Genomic DNA, 20,135 nt, shown 5'->3' on the forward strand with positions numbered 1-20,135 from the left:
TGAGCGCTGTACGCAATAAACACTCTCGCGACAGCGGGCGGGTTTACTCTCCCAGATTAGGCCGCAGAAAATAACTCTGGCCCGGCGTTAGCAACGCCGGCCGGAAAGCGGCGATGGGCATGAGGGCGCACCGTGACGATGACGCGGCGGCAATCCGCCGTTTCCGGCCGGGCGGAGACGGTGCCGCGCGCCAACAGATTGCAGCGGGCGCGGGCCCCGCGCCGAGTGCGGGGCATTGCCCTCAACGCCTCAGCGGCGGGCATTGACAGAAGGGCCTCGCGCGGTTGGCCGAAGTCACCGGGGCGCCGCCGCGTCAGCGGCGTATCGTTCGAGCAGCGCCGCAATACGCGGGTGCCGTCCGTGCTGCGCCAGCGTCAGCGGTGTACGTCCGGCGTTATCCCTTTGTTGGATAGTGACTCCCGCTACCGACAGCAGTTGTTGTACCGCCTCGGTATGACCCCTTTCCACCGCCAGCGACAAGGCGCTCATGCCGCTGATATTGCGCAGGTTTATCGCGATGGCGGGGTGGGTTAACAGTTCGGCGATCGCGGCGTGATGGTTGCCCTGCGCCGCACGCATCAGCGGCGTAAAGCCCAACTGATCCCCGCGGTTTATATCGATATCATTATGATTCAGCAATATCTGTACGGTCATCGCGTTGCCGCGCCGCGCGGCGTAGGCCAGCGCGGTGGCGCCGCGCCTGTCCCGGCGGTTGACGTTTACGCCCGGCGCGCGGACCATATTGATGACGTTAAGGGCGATATCGCTTTCGACCGCCTGCATCAACGCGGTTTCGCCTAATGCGTCGGCATTATCCAATGCGATGCCGGGGGCATTCAGAAGCCGCAACAAGCACAGTAGCCGATCCTGGCTGACGGCCAGGCTAAGCGCGCTCTGCCCGCCGTCTCGGGAGGCGTTGACGTCCAATAGCGGGTTTTTAAGTAGCTGATCGACTACTTCGGCATCGTTAATCTCCACCGCTCTCATCAGCGGCGTAAAGCCGGTCAGATCGGCATCATTGACGTTGATATTGGGCAATTTCAACAAGCGGAGGGCGAGGTCGCGCCGCTCACTGGACAGCGCCAGCGTCAGGGCGCTAAATCCCAGGTGGTTGTGCTGGTTATAGTCAATTCCGGGGGTATTGAGCAGCAGTTCCACGCAGCGGCGATGATTATTGCGTATTGCCAGCAGCAGCGCGCTATTGCCGTCATGCCGCTGTGCATTGACGTTGCAGCCGGGCGCGGAGGTGATAGCGCGTACGATACTGGCTTCGCCGTTCTCGGCGGCTATCATCAGCGCCGTCATGCCCTGTTGATTAGTGAAATTGATTGCGATGCCCGGCTGCGCCAGCAAGAGGCGCACCATCGCGCTACGGCCGTTCAGCGCGGCCTGAATCAGCGGCGTGCGCAGGTTGGTGTCGGAGAGATTGATTTGGATGCCCTTCGCCAGCAGCAGCGTTTGTAGGATCGCGGGATGATCGTCGCTTGCGGCCCACAGCAGGGCGCTGGCGCCATTGTAGTCCATCCGGTTCACATCAATCCGCCGTACCGCCAGCAGGAGCCGCACCGCTTCGGTGTCGTGACGCATCACCGCCATCATCAACGGGGTTAGCCCTTCGTTGTCGCCGCTATTGACCTCGATGTGCGGGACGCGCAGCAGGGCGGGAAGCATAGCGGTACGCCCTCTGCGTACCGCTATGGCCAAAGCCGAATTGCCGGCGACATCGCGCAGGTTGATATCAAGCCGCGACTGGCGCAGCAGCATAGGGACGATATCAGCACGGTTGAGTTCCAGTGCGTGCATCAGGGCCGTTTGTCCCTGCTCATCGACGGCATTGATATTGACGTCGCTTATCTTCAACAACATGCGTACCGCGGGTTTATGGCCCTGCATACAGGCTTGAATCAAGGGCGTGAAACCATGCTCGTCGGCGGCGTTGATCTCGCGATTCGGCATGACATTCAACGCCCGCAGAATACCCACATTACCCTTACCGGCGGCCCAGATGAGCGCGCTGGCTTCCTCGGTGTCCCTGAGGTTAATGTCGATGTCCGGTTTGGCCAACAGCAGGGTGACCAGCTCGCTGTATTCATGGCTAATCGCGTGCATGAGCGCGGTCATACCGCAGTTATCCGCCGCGTTGACATCCAGATGGGCAAAGGCCAGCAGGGCGCGGGAAACGGGGAGATTGCCGGTCTGCGCCGCCATGATGAGCGGCGTAATATCGCGCAGATCGCGGCTGTTAACATCAATGCCCGGCGTATGCAGCAGCAGCAAGGCGATATCGCTGCGATCTTGCGTAATGGCCAGGAGCAACGGTGAAATACCGTTATGATCGTCGGCGTTAATATCAAGGTCCGGTACCGCCAGCAATTGGCGCACACGGTCGATATAGCCGTGCTGAACCGCGTTTAGTAAAGCGAAGCTACCCTCATGGTTGACCGCATTGACGTTGATGTCCGGCCGCGCCAGCAGTGCGCTGAGCAGGGCGCCATCGCGATGTCCTGCCGCGATCAGGGTGGCGGTATTGCCTTGCAGATCCGTGGCGCCGGGGTCGACGCCTGCGATCGCCAGCAGGGGGGTAAGGAGATCGACACGCCCTTCTTGCACCGCAAACAGCGGCAGGCCGGCGGCCTGATCGAACCCGGCCACAGAGCCGCCATGGGCACTGAAAAATTGCACGGCCGGCACGTTGAAAGCGCGTGCCGCCGTCACCAATTGTGCCGCCTGGCGCTGAGCGCTGAATTGCTTCAGGCTATGCGCCGCCTCCTGCCGGTAGCGATCGTTAAGTTGCGCCACGGCGGCCAGGCTGGCCAAATCCAGCTGACGCAGAATATTTTCCACCACTTCGCCCGGTAGGTCATCAATGGATCGCACCTGACCGGCCACGTCCGCCGCCCATTTGCGCGCCGCCGCCTTGGAGCCTTTCCCTCCCAGCCCCTGGGTGCGGATATTGCGCAGATGAACGGCCAATTTTTTTGGCACTTCGCGCAGCACCCCTTCAGGACTCAATGTATATTTGATCCCGCAAACATCGCCGCTGTACGGGTTGATGCGCACGAACACCGTCTGCCCGCGATAGGTATCGCCCGCCAACGCCAGTAGGGGCACCTCGTGCTCCAGCCCGGGCAGACGCCCGGTGCGGTAGGCCGGTGCTGCCGCCGCCGGTAGCCGCGCGTCAACATGGCTAATCACATTGCCAAGCGTAGGCAGGGCCGGCTGCAATTGACGCGCGACCTCCATAAGCCGCGCCGCGCCGACCCGCCCGATGTACCCCGCCAATTCAAACCCGGGATCCAGGCTGCGCAAGGTTGCGATGCCGAGCGCGGCAAACGCCCGCGGCGTTAATTGCCGCGCGGCCGGCAAGACGCCGTGGCGCACGAAGACCGCGCCGCCCTGTTTAAGCGCCGACGCGAGCAGTTGTTCGCAGGCCATGACTTTCACCGCGCGACGGACGGCAAATAAGCCACCGCGTCCTAGCGCAGAGCCGAAATGCAAGCTGATCGCCGATGCCTCGCCAACAACCGGCACCAGCGCAAGCGCATCGAAGGCGCAGGGCAGCAGCGCGTTGGCCGTCTCGCCGCGGCTCAGGAGGCGGACACAGTCGTAGAAGGGAACCAGCGACAGCAGGAAGTCCAGCGCCTGTTCGCGAAAGGTGGCGTCATAGCCTTGTTGATACAGATGGGTGCTGAACTGCGTCTGGTGGTGGGTGGCTAAGGTCATCGCCAGCGCTTCCAGCGGCGCGCCGGTCTGCTTTAGCCTTTCTTGCTGCTCGTGTATTTTTAAATCATAACGTTTGTAGCGATAGTGGCGCGGCGCGGGAAACAGAGTGTGATAGCGACTATCGTCACGGTCCACGCGGCTTAAAAGATACCTGCCCTCCTGGAGCTGCAGGGCATAAATTCGCTCTTCTTGCTGATGACGTGCAAGCAGCAGTTCCACGCCGGGTAGGAGCTCCAGCACTAAATCGACGACCGATTGCCCGCTATGATGCAGGCCGCTTAGCTCAAAAGCGGAAAACGCGGCAACCGGTGAGCGCTCCGCCCGCGCGAAGGTGACCTGCGCCAGACGGATAAAATCCCTCTCCACCTCGTCCAGTCGGGCAAAGGTATTGCTCAAGATCAAAAGATCAACGGTAGCGTAATGGCGGGCCAGTTCAGCGTTTTGTTCTTCAAAACGCCCGTCGATATCGGGCAGCGGCGGCAAATCCGCTTCTCCCGGCGGTGGGCAGGAACAGTGCCAGGGGCCGTGGGCGTTGAGGTAACTTTCCGTATCGGCCTGTAACGCCGCCGCCGCGTCGGCGCGGGCCAGCTCGGGACAGCGGTTGACGATGGCGTCTTGCGCCAGCTGGCGGCGGCTGCGCCAGGCGTCCAGCGCCATACCAAATTGACGTACGGGATCGTTGGCCAGCATCTCGGCATCCACATCGAGGATGAAGCGTTCCAGCGCGCGCGTACGCAGCTCCTCTTCCGGGTAAGCGGCATCGGGAAAGTGATAACGATAGCGCAGCAGGGCAGGGAGCTGAAAAATTTCCAGATATTCCGGCGGCAGCGCGCGTTTCTCCAGCAGCAGCGCCAGCGCGAATCCAAGATCGACGGCTTCATCCACCGAGAGGGCATGAGGCGTGGCGCGCTGTGCCTCATCAGCACGTGCCATCCTCGCCAGCCGCAGCCCCGCATGGGCATAGGCCCAGCGTAAATCCACCACGGGGAGGGCGCTCCAGCGGCGATCGTGAGGCCAGCTCATCAGCGCCGGCGCTGACTTACCGGCCACCTCTTCCAGCAAATATTTACGCGCCGGGTAGTTTAACGTGCCGCCCTGGACGTCGTGTTGGTGCATCAACTGATGCAGCCAGTGGCGCAACTGCCCGACCAGGGCGGCATGCGGCGTTAGCTGCCGCCCGGCGTCGGCCAATGTGTCCGCCAGCAGCGCCTCGAAAGTTTGGTTGAAGAGGACGCCCGTTAACCAGCCGTTAAACAGCTGGTGTTGCGTGTCGGGGCTGAGCCACTCCCCAGGGTTGGCGCCGTATAGACCCGCGGGCCGCAGCAGCTCTTGTACCAGCTGTGATAGGTGCGCCGGCCGGCGGACGAATTTCACCACCAGATTCACCCGGTGTCGAAGCGATAACACCGCGTCGTCCTGCGGATCAAGCCGGCGATGCTGTAGCAGTAGGGTATGAATGGCCCGCGTTTGCGCCTCAAGTCGGGTGGAGGTCATTTCCAGCGGCGTTATGGCCGCGGAATCGGAACTCAGGGCGGCAGGCGTCCGCCCGCCGCCGGAGAAGAACGGCGCCGCAATGCCGGCCGGCGCCGGGCCGGCGGACGATGGCCCCGGCGCGCTATCATCCCGCGGCGGCAAGGCCGTGACGGCATCTTCATCGCCCGCGCGCTTCAACGCTGGCGGCACCGACGCGCCGATCCTCGATGATGTCGGGATAGCGGGCTGCGGCTCAGTCCGCCCGGCGGCGGACGCTACCGTTTCCGGCGGCAGGCGCACCAAGGCGGTTTTATCGTTTCGGGGTGGCGCTGCGCGGAAGGGAGAGGTTGCGCCAACCGGGAACGTCTGACGAAAAGCGGCCGCGGCGCTGGTCGAGGATGCCGCGTCGGAGGGGGACGTTGCACCGGCAGAGAACGCCGTCGTGGCGCGAAGGCCGTCTGCCTGGGTTGTGGTTCGCGTCCTCGTGATGCCTATGTCTTGCGCCGCGGGCGTCGTCGCTGCCGGAGGTGAGAGGCTCGCCATCCCGGCCGGGTCCGGCGTTAGCGCACTCACCCGCCAGAGCCCCGATCCTTTGCCAAGCGCCGACCCCTTGCTAAAAATTGCGCCCTCCGCCGGCGGATCGCGCCTGGGCACCTTCAGCACAACGGGGCGTCGTCCAAGGGCTTGTACCGGTTGTAGCTGTACCGAGAGGAGCGCCAGAATAAAAATATTCGCCATGGCTTTATGATAGCCGCTGTAATGCTCACGATGGGGAGATGGGTCAACGGAAGACCATCGTGACCCGCGCGGACGCGTGGCGTTTTTCGACGCGCGGCTTACTTGCAAATCATTATAGTAATGCCCAATACATTTACGATGGCGATTAATACTGGTTGGCATAAGCGATCTCCAGACTATTAACGCTAAGGCGCAATAAAATGGCCGGTAAGCGTCAAAATTGAAACGGTTAAATTCGCTAATTACGCTTCGCTGCACGTTCAGCGCGGCAATTAAAACGCGTTATAGACCTGTTGCCAACGACGATCGTTGGGCTGCAAGCGGCGCCGATGTGTAGCCTCTAGCTGCCATTACCCGCTGCGATAGGTGGAGAGATAACGATGCCGCACGATCGGCTGAGTTAATTTTAATGACTCAGTTGGCAATAACATCAGCCTGAATATCGCGTATGTTTCTGCGTCCTTACAATTCATTGGTGTATTATTGAGTTAAGGCGTTACCCATTAACCCATCAATGGTTAATGTCCTCGTCATTAATAAGGTTATCCCGTAGCTTGTCAATAATAAATTGAATTTTTACGGCATTAATCGATTCGTTTATCATTAAACTGCTATTGCTGACAGCAAATAAAATAGACGATCATTATTCAAGTTTTGCTACACGGCGTGCGAACGGCAGAGGAGTAACGTTGATAAACGACAGGACGAGGTAAATTGCGGTTGCCCTCCGGCCGATACCCTCGACCCCATGACCTACCGCCGTTCTGCAACCTTGCCTGGCGCTTCGCAACCATCGCCCGGTGAGGTGCAGCGATTAACGCCGGTGGCTGCTGGCAAAACCGAACGGCGATGGCGGGCATCGCCGCTGTTTATCACATTGTGTCCTTACCAGAGGGTGAAAAATGTTTTTCTTTTATTGCAACTTGACGGCCGATGAGAATAAAAGGGGATGCGTCGACCGGTTTATTTCTCTCTGCCGCAGTATGACTGTTAATAATCCGAAAGTTCTGTTAGGCAGGCGCAAAAGTTTTTTCCCAGGAGAGTAAGGAAGAATGAGTGAAATATTAAAGTCAGAAGGCTTGATGATGCATTGCGGTGCAAAATACGCCATTGGTCATGATCTCTTAGCGCCTTTTTTTTATTATTTCCCTTCTCTAATTCGCTATAATTAATGCCGTATATCGTCTCTTATGCTGTGTTTTATTCTATTTTTCGCTTGGCTGTTGTCGTGTAAAAATGTTAATTCATTTCGGCGGGTGAGGGTTGAGGTATAGTCCCTTCCTGTTAGCGTATTGCATAGCTGAAAGACAGCTGTGATCCCTGGAAATAAAGGAGAGACATGATGATTACCGAATTATCGTCGTACCGCCGGCAGATTGGCTGCCACCATAATCGCCAATTACCAACGAGTAATATCCACCGCAATTCCGCGGCCAGAAATGACGAAACGACTGCCCGCACCGTGCCATCGCGGTGTATGCCGCTATTGATAACGGGCTTGTTACTCACGAGCCAAATCGCCCAAGCGCTTGCCGCCCCGCCTACCGTTGCCCGGGGGCAGCACGGTCCTCCATCGCGCGGCGCTGGCGCGTTGCGCACCGTCAGACAGACAGCTGCAGCGCATTCCCCGAGCAAAAGCTACGCGCCCGCAGCGCCCGCCTTGGGCGTGGGACATGCGCCTGAGCCACCCGTTTTTCCCAGCCGGTTAGACCGGAACAGCGTGCTTGCTGGGCTTGACCTTTTCTCTCACCCGGGCGAAGCGCAAGCGCCGCCGGCACGCGCCGCTGCACGTAAAAAACGCGACTTCCTGAGAACCCCTAGCTTAATCTCTTTTCCTGGTTGTGACGCTTCAGGACGCCTCAATCTGACCGCCCCCGCGTCGCAATGTCGGGATGTCACCGTTTCGCAGTGTCCGGCCCGGCACCTCGACGAGGCCGCAGCGTCCCCCGCGCGGTTACCTTTCTCTCTGGCGCAAGCCGCCAAAGAAGGGGATCTCGGTTGCGTTAATGCCTGCTTACGCGCGGGTACCGCCGTCGACCAGCGTGATGAAAATAATTACACGCCGCTACAGTTGGCCATAACACATGGCCACTTCGCCGTGGTAGACACTTTATTGAGCCATAACGCAAGCCTTGCGGTGGTCACTCGGGACAAGAACGCCACCGTGCTGCATTTGGCCGCACACGCCGGTTGTCCCGAGGTGTTGCTACTGCTGACTGATGTTGACAGAGGCTTAGTCAATCAGAAGGATAGCTGTGGATGGACTCCATTGATGATTGCCACGCAATGGCCCGACCCCACGCTGTGCTCAACCCTGCTTAACGTCACGGGAATCAATGTCAACCTTACCAATGCTTATCATCAAAGCGCCTTGTGGTTAGCAACCGCCCATGGCAGCAAGAAGGTCTTTGATCGGCTACTTCAATGCCAGGATGTTGACGTTAATATTGCCGATATCTATAACAATACCGCGCTAATGGAGGTGGTCAAAAAGGGTAAAAATTACCGCCTAAACCAACTTCTTAACAACACTAGTATAGATATCAACCGGCAAAATAATTGGCACAAGACGGCGCTAATGCTGGCGATTGAACACAACAAGCCCCGGATGTTTGATTCATTACTTGCGGCTAAAGGGCAAAACCTCAGCCTTCATGGGTGGCATGGCGAAACGGCGCTACATATGGCGGTGAAATCGGGCAATTTAAGCTACGTTCAGAAACTGATGGCCAAAAGCACTGACGAGATCAACGCGACGGATTATGACGACAACACCGCGCTGCATATGGCGGCCTACGCCGATGAACCGGCCATCGTCGAGCAGTTACTAACGGCTAAGAATATCAACGTCATGCTTACAAACCGTCATGGGAAAGATGCCCTACATTGGGCTACGAAATCTACCGAGGCGTATTGGGTGCTTAGAAACTATACGAAGCAGCATCAACTCGGCCCCATCGACGATGTGACCGACGACGAGATCGCCCTAGATCTGCGTTGGGCGACCCCGGATCCGTAGGACTAAGCTGCCCGCTTTGCGTCGGCAAACCGCCCAGTAGCGCGCATTGAGCGGCGTGCTGTGAGGCAGACAGGCGGCGCGCATTGCGCTGCGTGCTGTGAGGTAGGCAGGCGGCGCGTGCTAGGGCATCCCCGTGCGAATGCGGTCTCGACGGCGCGTGGCAACGCGGGTAAGCGGACACCACGCGCAACGGGATAACGCAAATCCAGCGCAATGGGGTATGGGGTAACAAGCACAACGGGGTATGAAATACGCGACGCAACGGGGTAAAGGGAATAACAAACCAAACGCCGGGACCCGAGGGTCGCCGGCGTAGGGTAAGGCGAGGACTTATTTCAGCAGCAAACGCGCTTTGCTCAGCACGTTATCGACGGTAAAGCCGAACACTTTAAACAACTCTTCCGCCGGTGCCGATTCACCGAAGGTGGTCATGCCGACAATCTGCCCGTTCAAACCAACGTACTTGTACCAATAGTCGGCGATACCGGCCTCTATGGCGACGCGCGCCGTCACCGCTTTCGGCAATACCGACTCGCGATAGGCCTCGTCCTGCGAATCAAAGACGTCGGTGGAGGGAAGCGATACCACGCGCACCCGGCGCCCTTCATCCTTCAACTGCTGATAAGCGGCCACCGCCAGTTCCACTTCCGAACCGGTGGCGATAAGGATCAGTTCCGGCTGCCCGTCGCAATCTTTCAGCACATAACCACCGCGGGCGATATCCGCCAGCTGCTGGGTTGTGCGATCCTGCTGCGCGAGATTCTGACGCGACAAAATAAGCGCGGTAGGACCGTCATGGCGCTCGATGGCTTTCTTCCAGGCAACCGCCGTTTCCACCTGATCGCAAGGGCGCCAGTTACTCATATTCGGCGTCATGCGCAGGCTGGCCAATTGCTCCACCGGCTGATGGGTCGGACCGTCTTCACCCAGGCCAATGGAGTCGTGGGTATATACCATGATGTGGCGCGCCTTCATCAGCGCCGCCATGCGCACCGCGTTACGGGCGTATTCGACGAACATCAAAAAGGTGGCGGTATAGGGCACGAAGCCGCCGTGATGGGCGATACCGTTACCAATGGCCGTCATGCCGAATTCGCGCACGCCGTAATGAATATAGTTACCGGCGGGATCATCGGCGATAGAGGTGGATTTCGACCAAATGGTCAAATTACTCGGCGCCAGATCCGCCGAACCGCCCAGGAATTCCGGCAGCATGGGACCAAAGGCCTCCAGCGCATTCTGCGAGGCTTTACGGCTGGCGATCTTCGCCGGTTTGGCCTGGAGCTGCTCGATGATTTTCTGGCTCTCCGCCTGCCAGTTTGCCGGCAGTTCACCCTTCATCCGACGTTTGAACTCGTGCGCCAGCTCGGGGAAAGCGTTTTCATAGGCGGCGAATTTATCATTCCAGGCAGCTTCTTTCTGCTTGCCCGCCTCTTTCGCATCCCAACCTTGGTAGATTTCCGCCGGGATCACGAACGGCGGCTCGTTCCAGCCGAGCGCTTTGCGGGTAGCGGCGATTTCGTCGTCACCCAGAGGCGCGCCGTGGGCGCCGTGAGTGCCGGCTTTGGTCGGGGCGCCGAAGGCGATAACCGTTTTACACATCAGCAGCGACGGCTTATCGGTGACGGCGCGGGCGTTCTCGATGGCCGCTTTGACCGATTCACTGTCGTGGCCGTCCACGCCGCGCACAACGTGCCAGCCATAGGCTTCAAAACGGGCGGCGGTGTCATCGCTGAACCAGCCTTCGACGTCGCCGTCGATGGAGATGCCGTTATCGTCGTAAAACGCCAGCAGTTTTCCCAGCTTCATGGTGCCGGCCAGCGAGCAGACTTCATGGGAGATGCCTTCCATCATGCAGCCGTCGCCGAGGAAAACATAGGTATGGTGATCGACAATCTCATGGCCAGGACGATTGAACTGCGCCGCCAGCGTGCGTTCGCCAATCGCCAGACCCACGGCGTTGGCGATGCCCTGGCCCAGCGGCCCGGTGGTGGTTTCCACGCCATCGGTGTAGCCATATTCCGGATGCCCCGGCGTTTTGGAATGCAGCTGCCGGAAGTTTTTCAATTCTTCCATCGGCAGATTGTAGCCGGTAAGGTGCAACAGGCTGTAAAGCAGCATCGAACCGTGCCCGTTGGAAAGAACAAAACGGTCGCGGTCGGCCCATTTCGGATTGGACGGATTATGGTTCATGTAATCGCGCCACAGGACTTCGGCGATATCCGCCATGCCCATCGGCGCGCCGGGATGGCCGGAATTGGCTTTTTGCACAGCGTCCATGCTTAACGCACGGATAGCGTTGGCCAGCGCTTTTCTTGATGTCATTAGATGCTCCAAAGGTTACAGTTTTGCCGCCAAAAGATCTTCCAGGCTTTGTTGGTCAACCGCGAACTGGCGGATGCCTTCGGCCAGTTTGTCCACGGCCATCGCATCCTGGTTGTGTTCCCAGCGGAATTCCGATTCAGACAGCGGCGCCGGCTGATGAAAACCTTCGGTAGAGGGAGACAGTTTACGCTCAACGCGCCCATCGCCTTTGTGCAGCTCTTCCAGCAGGGCGGGGGAAATGGTCAGACGATCGCAGCCGGCCAGCGCCAAAATCTGCTCCACTTTACGGAAGCTGGCGCCCATGATAACGGTCTGATAACGGTGCTGTTTATAATAATCATAGATTTTGCGCACCGACACCACGCCCGGATCCTCGTCGACCACGTACGGATCGAGCGGTTTACGCTGGTTATACCAGTCGTAAATGCGGCCGACAAACGGCGAAATCAGATACACGCCCGCTTCGGCGCAGGCGCGTGCTTGCGCAAAGGAGAATAGCAGCGTCAGATTACAGTTAATGCCTTCTTTCTCCAGCTCTTCCGCGGCTTGAATTCCTTCCCAGGTGGAAGCAAGCTTAATGAGAATACGCGATTTATCAATGCCCTGTTCCTGATAGAGTGCCACCAGTTTACGGGCCTTGGCGACACACATGCCGCGATCGAAGGAGAGGCGCGCATCCACTTCGGTAGAGACACGTCCAGGCACGCTTTTCAGAATTTCCACGCCGATATTGACCGCTAATTTGTCGCTGGCGTTAATAATCTGGGTTTCGCGGGTGCCGCCCTGCTTGCGGGCGTAGGCCAGCGCGTCTTCAAACAGCGGCTGATAGGCGGTGAGGCTGGCGGCTTTCAGGATCAGGGATGGATTGGTGGTGGCATCTTGCGGTGTGTAATGACGGATGGACTCGATGTCTCCGCTGTCGGCCACGACGGTGGTGAATTGTTTCAGACCTTCTAACTGGTTCATTTCTCTACTCCATGAATTGAATACTATCACCCGCATAAGTGACGGTTAACGTTAGGATAACACTGCATCAACAAGACGTAGAATGAAATACGCTTTTTCTGATTATTATGATGACTCTAATCGATGGCCGCGCGGAAGGCAGCGTCCGGGGGGCCGGCGCTGTCGCGTAAGGTCATCAATCTACTGTATCTTGTCATAAATAATTGTGAAAGAGTGCTATATATTCGCGTCGCGTTCAAACCTGATGCAGCCATTTATCCAACTGACGCGCAAATTCCTGGCGTTCTCGCTGCCCGAGCGGCGGCGGACCGCCCGTCTGTATGCCGCTGCCGCGTAGCGTGTCCATAAAATCCCGTAGGGTCAGTTTTTCGCGAATCGTAGCCTGCTGATAAAGCTCACCGCGCGGATTAAGCGCCTGTGCGCCCTTCGCCAGTACTTCCGCCGCCAGCGGAATGTCGGCGGTAATGACCAGATCGCCCGCGGCGGCGCGTTTGACGATTTCATTGTCCGCCACGTCGAAACCGGCGGCCACCCGCAAGGTGCGGATAAAGCGTGACGGCGGCACTTGCAGCGATTGATTGGCCACCAGCGTGACCTGTATTTCATGCCGCCCGGCGGCGCGAAACAGAATGTCTTTAATCACCCGGGGACAGGCATCAGCATCCACCCAGATTTCCATGGCGTTACTCCTGCAGCCAGTCGCGGACCGGCAAAAAGTCGCGATATAGCGCGGCTTCAGGGCTATTGGGCGCCGGCTCGTGATGATATTCCCAGCGGGCCAGCGGCGGCATCGACATCAGAATAGACTCGGTGCGGCCGCCCGATTGCAGACCGAATAACGTGCCGCGATCGCACACCAGATTGAACTCGACATAGCGGCCGCGGCGATAGAGCTGGAACTGCCGCTCGCGTTCGCCCCAGGTATGGGACTTGCGCCGTTCGACGATGGGCAAATAAGCGTCCAGATAACCCTGGCCGACGGCGCGGGCAAAAGCGAAGGCCTGGTGAAAACCGGGGGTATTCAAATCATCGAAAAACAGCCCGCCGATACCGCGCGCTTCGTTGCGGTGCCTGAGAAAAAAATAGTCATCGCACCAGCGTTTGTAGCGGGGGTAGACGTCGCCGCCGAACGGCAGGCAGAGCGCTTGCGCCGTGCGGTGCCAGTGCACGGCATCTTCGTGAAAGCCGTAAAACGGCGTCAGGTCGAAACCGCCGCCAAACCACCAGATGGGTGCCGTGCCCGGTTTCTCGGCGATAAAAAAGCGCACATTGGCGTGGCTGGTGGGGACGAAAGGATTTTCCGGATGCACCACCAGCGAGACGCCCATGGCTTGATACGATCGTCCAGCCAGTTCCGGTCGGTGGGCGGTGGCGGAGGCCGGCAGGGCGCCGCCATACACCCGCGAAAAATTCACCCCGGCCTGCTCGAAGACCCGGCCCTGGCGCAGTACTCGCGTCCGTCCGCCGCCCCCCTCGGCGCGCTGCCAGAGATCTTCATGGAAAACGGCGCCGCCGTCGGCGGCGGTCAATGCAGCGCAAATCGTCTCCTGCAGCCCAAGGAGATAGGCATTGATATGTTCGATATCCGGTTGTTCCATCGCTAAATCCCTGTATGTGAGCGGCGAAAAGGTGAAGCCACGCCAGTATAACGCCGCCGCGGCCGTAACACTAACCGTTGCGGGCCAAAACGGCGCTTAGGCGCGGTGTAGACGCCGCGGCGGAGGTAAACGACGTCGAAAGAGAGGGGATTTCGAGCGAAAGCGCGCGAAAGAGTCATAAACCGCGCCGGAGTTATTTGCCTTCATCGCAAATAACGTGATAATCAGTTGAATCATTCATTACTCTGTAGCGGCGGCGGCAATTATGGAAATTCGAGTATTTCGTCATGACGATTTTGAAGAGGTCATTACGCTATGGGAACGCTGCGATTTGCTGCGATCGTGGAACGATCCCGAAATGGATATCGAGCGTAAGCTGAATCATGATCCCGATCTTTTTCTGGTGGCGGAAGTGGCCGGGGAAGTGGTGGGGTCGGTAATGGGCGGTTATGACGGCCACCGCGGTTCCGCATACTACCTGGGGGTGCACCCGGATTATCGCGGCCGCGGTATCGCCAATGCGCTAATAAGCCGGCTGGAGAAAAAATTGATTGCCCGCGGCTGTCCAAAAATCAATTTGATGGTGCGCGGCGAAAACGACGCGGTGATTAGCATGTACGAAAAGCTGGGATACGAAATGCAAGATAGCGTATTGCTGGGCAAACGGCTTATTGAGGATCAGGAGTATTAAAGCGGAGCGACACCGGCGGCCCTCCCGCCGCGGCGTCGCGTCGCGCGATTATTGTTTTTGCAGTTGCTCAACCTCCACCGAGGTCCCCTGCGGGCCTTTATGCAGCCTACCGCTGACGGTAATGAGATCGTCGGGGGAGATATCGGCCCCGTGCCAACCGTCCGGGGCGATATGCAGCGCCAGCGAGCCGGTTTTGTCGTGAAATTCATAGTTATCCTTGCCCAACTACCGGTGAATATTCCCGGTCAGCGTTACCCACGCGCCGTCGCGCAGGGTCTTCACCTGTTTGATCGGGGTAGGGCGCAGGTCCTCGACGCCGCGAATGCCGTCGTCCTGCTTTTGCGGCGGCGGTGGGGCTTTGTCGGGGTGGAAGCCGCCGTCGGGGGCAGCCAGAACGGCGGGGCTAAACAAAGCCAACAGCAGCGCGAAAGTGGTTCTCTTCATCCGGACTCTCCTTTTATATCAACCTGATTTGTCTGGCTGCGGCCGGCCAGGAATAGTAACATCGTCAGATTGAGGCCATGTCGATACACCCTTAAGCATGGCACAGCGGCGCCGATTTGCGAGCCGGCGTCGGTTTCAAACAACAAGGAGAAATGATGAAGTCGTTCCGTCCGTTAATCATTGGACTGCCGCTCCTGCTGGCCGGGTGCTCGACGCTATCCGACCTTTCCTGGTCAAGCTTTTCCCCTTTCCATTGGTTCGGCGAAAGCCGCAAGGTGAGCGATCAGGGCGTCGGTGACATCACCGCCGCCACGCCAATGACGCAGTCGGCCCTGGAGAAGGCGCTGGGAGGCGATTACCGATTGCGCGGCGGTATGGAAACCCGCGACGGCGATATCGTCAGCGTGTATCAGGCGCTGAGCAAGGGACAGGTCAAACTGACCGTCTACGGGCCGTCATCAGGCCGGGTCGCAGAGGTGGCGGTAGCCGATGACGCCATCGAAAGCGCCTGGGGCGTCAAGATCGGTACGCCGTTTAGCGCTGTTTTTCAGAAAGCCTATGGTGCCTGCCACAAGGGAAGCGGCGAGGATCGCGAGGCGGTGGTATGTCAGGCCCCGCAAAGCGGCCACGTCAGTTACGTATTCAAGGGCATCTGGCACGGTCCTGAATCGCTGATGCCGGCTGACGATCAGCTGCAAACCTGGCAGGTGAGCAAAATCATCTGGCGTGCGTCCGCCACGCGCTAACGCCCCCTGGCTCTTTTCAGCGCCTTGCCCGCCGGGCGACGCTGCATGTCATTGTTTGACGCTGTCTATAAAGGGGCGCACCTTTCACCTGACGCGCGCTTCTCGGCTTTGTCTCGGCGGCCGCGGCGCCAGGTGACCGCCGGGCGCCGAGCGACGCTTGGGGGGGCGCGCATCAGCGCTCGCGCGCTTCGCCTCTTTGCCATAACCCCCGGGCGGCCCGTCGTGCGCGAGCGCTGACGTTGACAACCTCGGGCGTGGCTTTCCCGTTCGGCCGTTCCTCTCCCGCGCCCCTCGCCTTATGCTTTTTGAGACTTGTAAATCACCAATCGATATATAAAAGCGTTACGGGTTATCCCTCCGTTATAAATAAACTGTAAGGCTATCGGGGCGGCCTTTTTGTCCTTCACCAATAGGACACTTTATGACCTTTACGCTTTTTTCCGGCCGGGCGGTGCGCGGGTGCGTCGCGGCGGCGATGCTGGCCTGCGGACCGGCGCAGGCCACGGCATTGCTTAACAGCTCCTATGACGTGGCCCGCGAGCTGTTCGCGGCCCTGAATCCCGGCTTTATCGCGCAATGGCAGCAGGCGCATCCCGGCGATACGCTGACCCTTCGTCAGTCGCACGCCGGATCGTCCCGGCAGGCGCTGGCTATCCTACAGGGGTTTCCGGCGGATGTGGTGACCTACAATCAGGTGACCGATGTGCAAATCCTGCACGATCGTGGCCAGTTGATTGCCGCCGATTGGCGCGATCGCCTGCCTAACCAGAGTTCGCCTTACTATTCAACTATGGCGTTTCTGGTGCGCAAAGGAAACCCCAAAGGGATCCACGACTGGAGCGATTTAGCCCGGGACGGCGTACGGCTGGTGTTTCCCAACCCGAAAACCTCGGGGAACGGCCGCTATACCTATTTAGCCGCCTGGGGCGCGATGGAGCAGGCGTTTAACGGCGACCGCGCCCGGACCCGCGCCTGGATGCAGAAATTTCTCGCCAACGTCGAGGTCTTCGATACCGGCGGGCGCGGCGCGACGACGACCTTTGTCGAGCGCGGGCAGGGGGATGTATTGATAAGTTTTGAGTCGGAGGTCAATAGCCTGCGCGATCAGGCCGGCACCGGCGATTATGACGTTATCGTGCCGGCCACGAATATCTTGGCGGAGTTTCCGGTGGCCTGGGTGGATAAGAACGTGGAGAAAAACGGGACCGCCGAGGCGGCGAAGGCTTATCTCAACTATCTCTATAGCCCGGCGGCGCAACACATTATCGCCGGGTTTTATTATCGGGTAAACGATACGCAGATGATGAAGGCAAACGAAAGCAAATTCCCGCCGACCCGGCTTTTCAGGGTTGAAGATCGGTTCGGCGGTTGGCCGTCGGCTATGGCGACGCATTTCGACCGCGGCGGCGAACTGGACCAATTGCTGGCGGCGGGGCATCGCTAATGCTGGCCATGACCACCAAACGGGTCCTGCCCGGCTTCGGCCTGAGTCTCGGCGGCAGCGTGCTGTTCGTCTGCCTGATCCTGCTGCTGCCGTTAAGCGCGCTGGTCATGCAGCTGGCGCAGATGAGCTGGTCGCAATACTGGGAAGTCATCACCGGCCCGGAGCTGCTGGCGGCGTATAAGATAACGTTAATCTGCGCCGGGGTGGCGTCGCTGTTTAATGCGATTTTCGGCATGCTGATGGCCTGGATCCTCACCCGCTACCGTTTTCCGGGCCGTGCGCTGTTAGATGGCCTGATGGATTTACCGTTCGCACTGCCTACCGCGGTGGCGGGGCTGACGCTGGCCACGCTATTTTCCACGACCGGCTGGTACGGCGGCTGGCTGGCCCAGTTTGGCATCAAAGTCTCCTATACCTGGCTCGGCATCGCCGTGGCGATGGCCTTTACCAGCATCCCGTTCGTGGTGCGCACCGTGCAGCCGGTGCTCGAAGAGCTCGGGCCGGAATATGAAGAAGCGGCCCAAACCCTGGGCGCGGGGCACTGGCAGACGTTTCGCCGCGTCATTTTGCCGGAGGTCGCGCCGGCGCTGCTGGCGGGAACCGCACTGTCGTTTACCCGCAGCCTGGGTGAATTTGGCGCGGTGATCTTTATCGCCGGCAACATCGCCTGGAAGACCGAGGTCACCTCGCTGATGATTTTTATCCGCCTACAGGAGTTTGATTACCCGGCGGCCAGCGCCATCGCCTCGGTGATCCTGGCGGCGTCGCTGCTGCTGCTGTTTATCATTAATGTGCTGCAATCACGCTTTGGCCGCCGGCTGGGAGGGCAATGATGACGGATATCTCCGCCTTTAACGGCGCCGCGCGCGCGCCTTTCCCGTGGGGAAAATGGCTGTTGGTCGGCCTCGGCGCGCTGGTTTCGCTGCTGTTGCTCCTGGTGCCGCTGATTTCGATTTTCGCCACCGCGCTGGCCGAAGGGGTGGCGGCGGTGGGGCGCAATCTCAACGATAGCGACATGCTGCACGCCATCTGGCTTACGGTGCTGATCGCGCTGATAACCGTACCGGTCAATGTGGTTTTCGGTACGTTAATGGCCTGGTTGGTGACGCGGTTCAATTTCCGCGGCCGCCAACTGCTGCTGACGTTGATGGATGTGCCGTTCGCGGTCTCCCCGGTGGTGGCGGGCTTGTTGTATCTGCTGTTTTATGGCACCAACGGCCCCCTCGGCGGCTGGCTGGACGAGCATAATTTGCAGTTGATGTTCTCCTGGCCGGGAATGGCGCTGGTGACAATATTCGTCACCTGTCCATTTGTCGTGCGCGAACTGGTGCCGGTGATGCTCAGTCAGGGCAGCGAGGAGGATGAAGCCGCCATTTTGCTCGGCGCATCCGGCTGGCAGATGTTCCGCCGCGTTACGCTGCCCAATATCCGCTGGGCGTTGCTGTATGGCGTCATCCTGACCAACGCCCGCGCCATCGGCGAGTTTGGGGCGGTATCGGTGGTGTCGGGGTCTATCCGCGGTGAAACCTATACCCTGCCGCTGCAGGTGGAATTACTCCATCAGGATTACAACACCGTGGGCGCGTTTACCGCCGCCGCGCTGCTGACCCTGATGGCGATTGTGACATTATGCTTGAAGAGCGGGCTGCAGTGGCGCCTGGCGCGCCATCAGGCGGAGCTTCAACCGGGGGAATCTCAATGAGTATCGCGATCGATAAGGTCAGTAAGTTTTTTGATAACAGCAAAGTACTGAACGCTATTTCGCTGGATATCAACGCCGGGGAGATGGTGGCGCTATTGGGACCTTCCGGCTCGGGCAAGACAACGCTTTTGCGTATTATCGCGGGGCTGGAACACCATAATAGCGGCCATTTACGTTTCGGCGGTAAAGACGTCAGCCGGGTGCACGCCCGCGATCGCCACGTAGGGTTTGTGTTCCAGCACTACGCCCTGTTTCGCCACATGACCGTCGCCGAAAATATCGCCTTCGGTCTGACGGTCCTACCGCGACGGGAGCGTCCCGGGCGTGCCGCTATCAAACAGAAAGTCGCCAGCCTGCTGGAGATGGTGCAGCTGGGCCATTTGGCCGCGCGCTATCCTTCCCAGCTTTCCGGCGGTCAAAAGCAGCGCGTGGCGCTGGCGCGCGCGCTGGCGGTGGAGCCGGAAATCCTGCTGCTCGACGAGCCGTTTGGCGCCCTGGATGCGCAGGTGCGTAAAGAGCTGCGCCGCTGGCTGCGTCAGCTGCACGAAGAGCTCAAGTTCACCAGCGTGTTTGTCACCCATGATCAGGAAGAGGCAATGGAAGTGGCGGATCGGGTGGTGGTGATGAGCCAGGGCAACATCGAGCAGGTGGGAACGCCGCAGGAGGTTTGGCGCGAGCCGGCAAGCCGCTTTGTGCTGGAGTTCCTGGGCGAGGTCAACCGGCTGGACGGTGAAATCCGCGGCGCCGAGCTCTTTGTCGGCCCGTACCATTGGCCGTTGCCTTACGCGCCGGTTCATCAAGGGCAGGTAGAGCTGTTCCTGCGGCCGTGGGAAATGGCGTTAAGCGAAAAACCCACCGCCCGCTGCCCGTTGCCGGTACAAATTATTGATGTCAGTCCGCGCGGCCACTACTGGCAATGGGTAGTACAACCGCTGGGCTGGCACCCGCAGCCTTTGACGGTGGTGGCGGCGACGGAGTCGGCCGGCACGCCGGCACGGGGCGATCGTCGCTACCTCGGTGGCCAGAACGCCCGCCTCTACACCGGCGATAAAGCCCTGCAACCGATAGCCTTCGCCGAAAGCGCCTAAAGCCTCCTCTTTTCATGACCCGTGCGTTGCGCGGGTCTGTCCGCCGCCGACGTTCCGTTGCCCGTCACCCGTTGATTTGCCGCGGCATTTCACATCGAAAAAGCCCGTGCAGTTAAAGCCCCCGGCGGCGTTTGCGGCTTAATAGTGAGGAAATAAATCTCATCATACACCAACCTGA

Annotated in this window: 14 protein-coding genes; 7 read left to right on the plus strand and 7 right to left on the minus strand. The window is 59.3% G+C overall.

All coding sequences use genetic code 11. The annotated features are described in order from the left end of the window. Positions 1-294 precede the first annotated feature (294 nt). The gene (locus SANT_RS06145; protein WP_025421426.1) at positions 295-6,096 is read right to left on the minus strand and encodes an ankyrin repeat domain-containing protein; all 5,802 of its coding nucleotides are present in this window, start codon (positions 6,094-6,096) and stop codon (positions 295-297) included. 1,177 nt (positions 6,097-7,273) lie between these two features. Between SANT_RS06145 and SANT_RS23265 the strand changes: the two genes are divergently transcribed. Next, entirely contained in the window at positions 7,274-8,953 is a 1,680-nt protein-coding gene (locus tag SANT_RS23265) for an ankyrin repeat domain-containing protein (protein ID WP_071882004.1), read from the plus strand. A gap of 330 nt (positions 8,954-9,283) precedes the next feature. Here the strand turns inward: SANT_RS23265 and tkt are convergent, their stop codons facing one another. From tkt to hemF, 4 genes are all read right to left on the minus strand, one after another. After that, on the minus strand, positions 9,284-11,278 hold the full coding sequence (gene tkt, locus SANT_RS06155; protein WP_025421428.1) for a transketolase: 1,995 nt from the start codon (positions 11,276-11,278) through the stop codon (positions 9,284-9,286). A 15-nt stretch (positions 11,279-11,293) separates the two neighbouring features. Further along, the gene (gene tal / locus SANT_RS06160) at positions 11,294-12,244 is read right to left on the minus strand and encodes a transaldolase (RefSeq protein WP_025421429.1); all 951 of its coding nucleotides are present in this window, start codon (positions 12,242-12,244) and stop codon (positions 11,294-11,296) included. 235 nt (positions 12,245-12,479) lie between these two features. Beyond that, positions 12,480-12,923, minus strand: coding sequence for a YaiI/YqxD family protein (locus tag SANT_RS06165; protein WP_025421430.1), 444 nt, complete (start codon positions 12,921-12,923; stop codon positions 12,480-12,482). Between the two features lie 4 nt (positions 12,924-12,927). After that, positions 12,928-13,842 (minus strand): oxygen-dependent coproporphyrinogen oxidase, encoded by a 915-nt coding sequence (gene hemF, locus SANT_RS06170; RefSeq protein ID WP_025421431.1) that lies wholly within the window; start codon positions 13,840-13,842, stop codon positions 12,928-12,930. A gap of 265 nt (positions 13,843-14,107) precedes the next feature. On the opposite strand from hemF, the gene SANT_RS06175 reads away from it, so the two are divergent. Then, complete coding sequence (locus tag SANT_RS06175; protein WP_025421432.1) at positions 14,108-14,533, plus strand: GNAT family acetyltransferase; 426 nt, start codon at positions 14,108-14,110, stop codon at positions 14,531-14,533. Between the two features lie 48 nt (positions 14,534-14,581). On the opposite strand, the gene SANT_RS23790 is transcribed toward SANT_RS06175, so the two are convergent. Together SANT_RS23790 and SANT_RS23795 are read right to left on the minus strand one after the other, a co-directional pair. After that, positions 14,582-14,758, minus strand: a complete 177-nt coding sequence (locus SANT_RS23790) for a NirD/YgiW/YdeI family stress tolerance protein (protein WP_081730423.1) — start codon at positions 14,756-14,758, stop codon at positions 14,582-14,584. Beyond that, positions 14,759-14,977 (minus strand): YgiW/YdeI family stress tolerance OB fold protein, encoded by a 219-nt coding sequence (locus SANT_RS23795; protein WP_051440123.1) that lies wholly within the window; start codon positions 14,975-14,977, stop codon positions 14,759-14,761. A 155-nt stretch (positions 14,978-15,132) separates the two neighbouring features. On the opposite strand from SANT_RS23795, the gene SANT_RS06185 reads away from it, so the two are divergent. The 5 genes from SANT_RS06185 (at position 15,133) to cysA (ending at position 19,957) form a co-directional block, all read left to right on the plus strand. Then, positions 15,133-15,723 (plus strand): RpoE-regulated lipoprotein, encoded by a 591-nt coding sequence (locus SANT_RS06185; RefSeq protein WP_025421433.1) that lies wholly within the window; start codon positions 15,133-15,135, stop codon positions 15,721-15,723. Between the two features lie 421 nt (positions 15,724-16,144). Next, complete coding sequence (locus SANT_RS06190) at positions 16,145-17,167, plus strand: sulfate ABC transporter substrate-binding protein (RefSeq protein ID WP_025421434.1); 1,023 nt, start codon at positions 16,145-16,147, stop codon at positions 17,165-17,167. Then, entirely contained in the window at positions 17,167-18,000 is an 834-nt protein-coding gene (gene cysT / locus SANT_RS06195) for a sulfate/thiosulfate ABC transporter permease CysT (protein ID WP_025421435.1), read from the plus strand. Before SANT_RS06190 ends, cysT begins: the two co-directional genes overlap by 1 nt. Then, positions 18,000-18,869, plus strand: a complete 870-nt coding sequence (gene cysW, locus SANT_RS06200) for a sulfate/thiosulfate ABC transporter permease CysW (protein WP_025421436.1) — start codon at positions 18,000-18,002, stop codon at positions 18,867-18,869. The genes cysT and cysW overlap by 1 nt, the downstream gene beginning before the upstream one ends. Further along, complete coding sequence (cysA, locus tag SANT_RS06205) at positions 18,866-19,957, plus strand: sulfate/thiosulfate ABC transporter ATP-binding protein CysA (RefSeq protein WP_025421437.1); 1,092 nt, start codon at positions 18,866-18,868, stop codon at positions 19,955-19,957. Before cysW ends, cysA begins: the two co-directional genes overlap by 4 nt. Positions 19,958-20,135 lie beyond the last annotated feature (178 nt).

It is taken from the genome of Sodalis praecaptivus (assembly GCF_000517425.1).
GTDB classification, from domain to species: domain Bacteria; phylum Pseudomonadota; class Gammaproteobacteria; order Enterobacterales; family Enterobacteriaceae; genus Sodalis_A; species Sodalis_A praecaptivus.

What these genes read in the sequence shown, in the direction of transcription:
- SANT_RS06145 (WP_025421426.1), bottom strand. Translation starts at nt 6,096, where the DNA reads ATGCCAACCAGTATTAATCGCCATCGTAAATGTATTGGGCATTACTAT.
- SANT_RS23265 (WP_071882004.1), top strand. Translation starts at nt 7,274, where the DNA reads ATGATGATTACCGAATTATCGTCGTACCGCCGGCAGATTGGCTGCCAC.
- tkt (WP_025421428.1), bottom strand. Translation starts at nt 11,278, where the DNA reads ATGACATCAAGAAAAGCGCTGGCCAACGCTATCCGTGCGTTAAGCATG.
- tal (WP_025421429.1), bottom strand. Translation starts at nt 12,244, where the DNA reads ATGAACCAGTTAGAAGGTCTGAAACAATTCACCACCGTCGTGGCCGAC.
- SANT_RS06165 (WP_025421430.1), bottom strand. Translation starts at nt 12,923, where the DNA reads ATGGAAATCTGGGTGGATGCTGATGCCTGTCCCCGGGTGATTAAAGAC.
- hemF (WP_025421431.1), bottom strand. Translation starts at nt 13,842, where the DNA reads ATGGAACAACCGGATATCGAACATATCAATGCCTATCTCCTTGGGCTG.
- SANT_RS06175 (WP_025421432.1), top strand. Translation starts at nt 14,108, where the DNA reads ATGGAAATTCGAGTATTTCGTCATGACGATTTTGAAGAGGTCATTACG.
- SANT_RS23795 (WP_051440123.1), bottom strand. Translation starts at nt 14,977, where the DNA reads ATGAAGAGAACCACTTTCGCGCTGCTGTTGGCTTTGTTTAGCCCCGCC.
- SANT_RS06185 (WP_025421433.1), top strand. Translation starts at nt 15,133, where the DNA reads ATGAAGTCGTTCCGTCCGTTAATCATTGGACTGCCGCTCCTGCTGGCC.
- SANT_RS06190 (WP_025421434.1), top strand. Translation starts at nt 16,145, where the DNA reads ATGACCTTTACGCTTTTTTCCGGCCGGGCGGTGCGCGGGTGCGTCGCG.
- cysT (WP_025421435.1), top strand. Translation starts at nt 17,167, where the DNA reads ATGCTGGCCATGACCACCAAACGGGTCCTGCCCGGCTTCGGCCTGAGT.
- cysW (WP_025421436.1), top strand. Translation starts at nt 18,000, where the DNA reads ATGACGGATATCTCCGCCTTTAACGGCGCCGCGCGCGCGCCTTTCCCG.
- cysA (WP_025421437.1), top strand. Translation starts at nt 18,866, where the DNA reads ATGAGTATCGCGATCGATAAGGTCAGTAAGTTTTTTGATAACAGCAAA.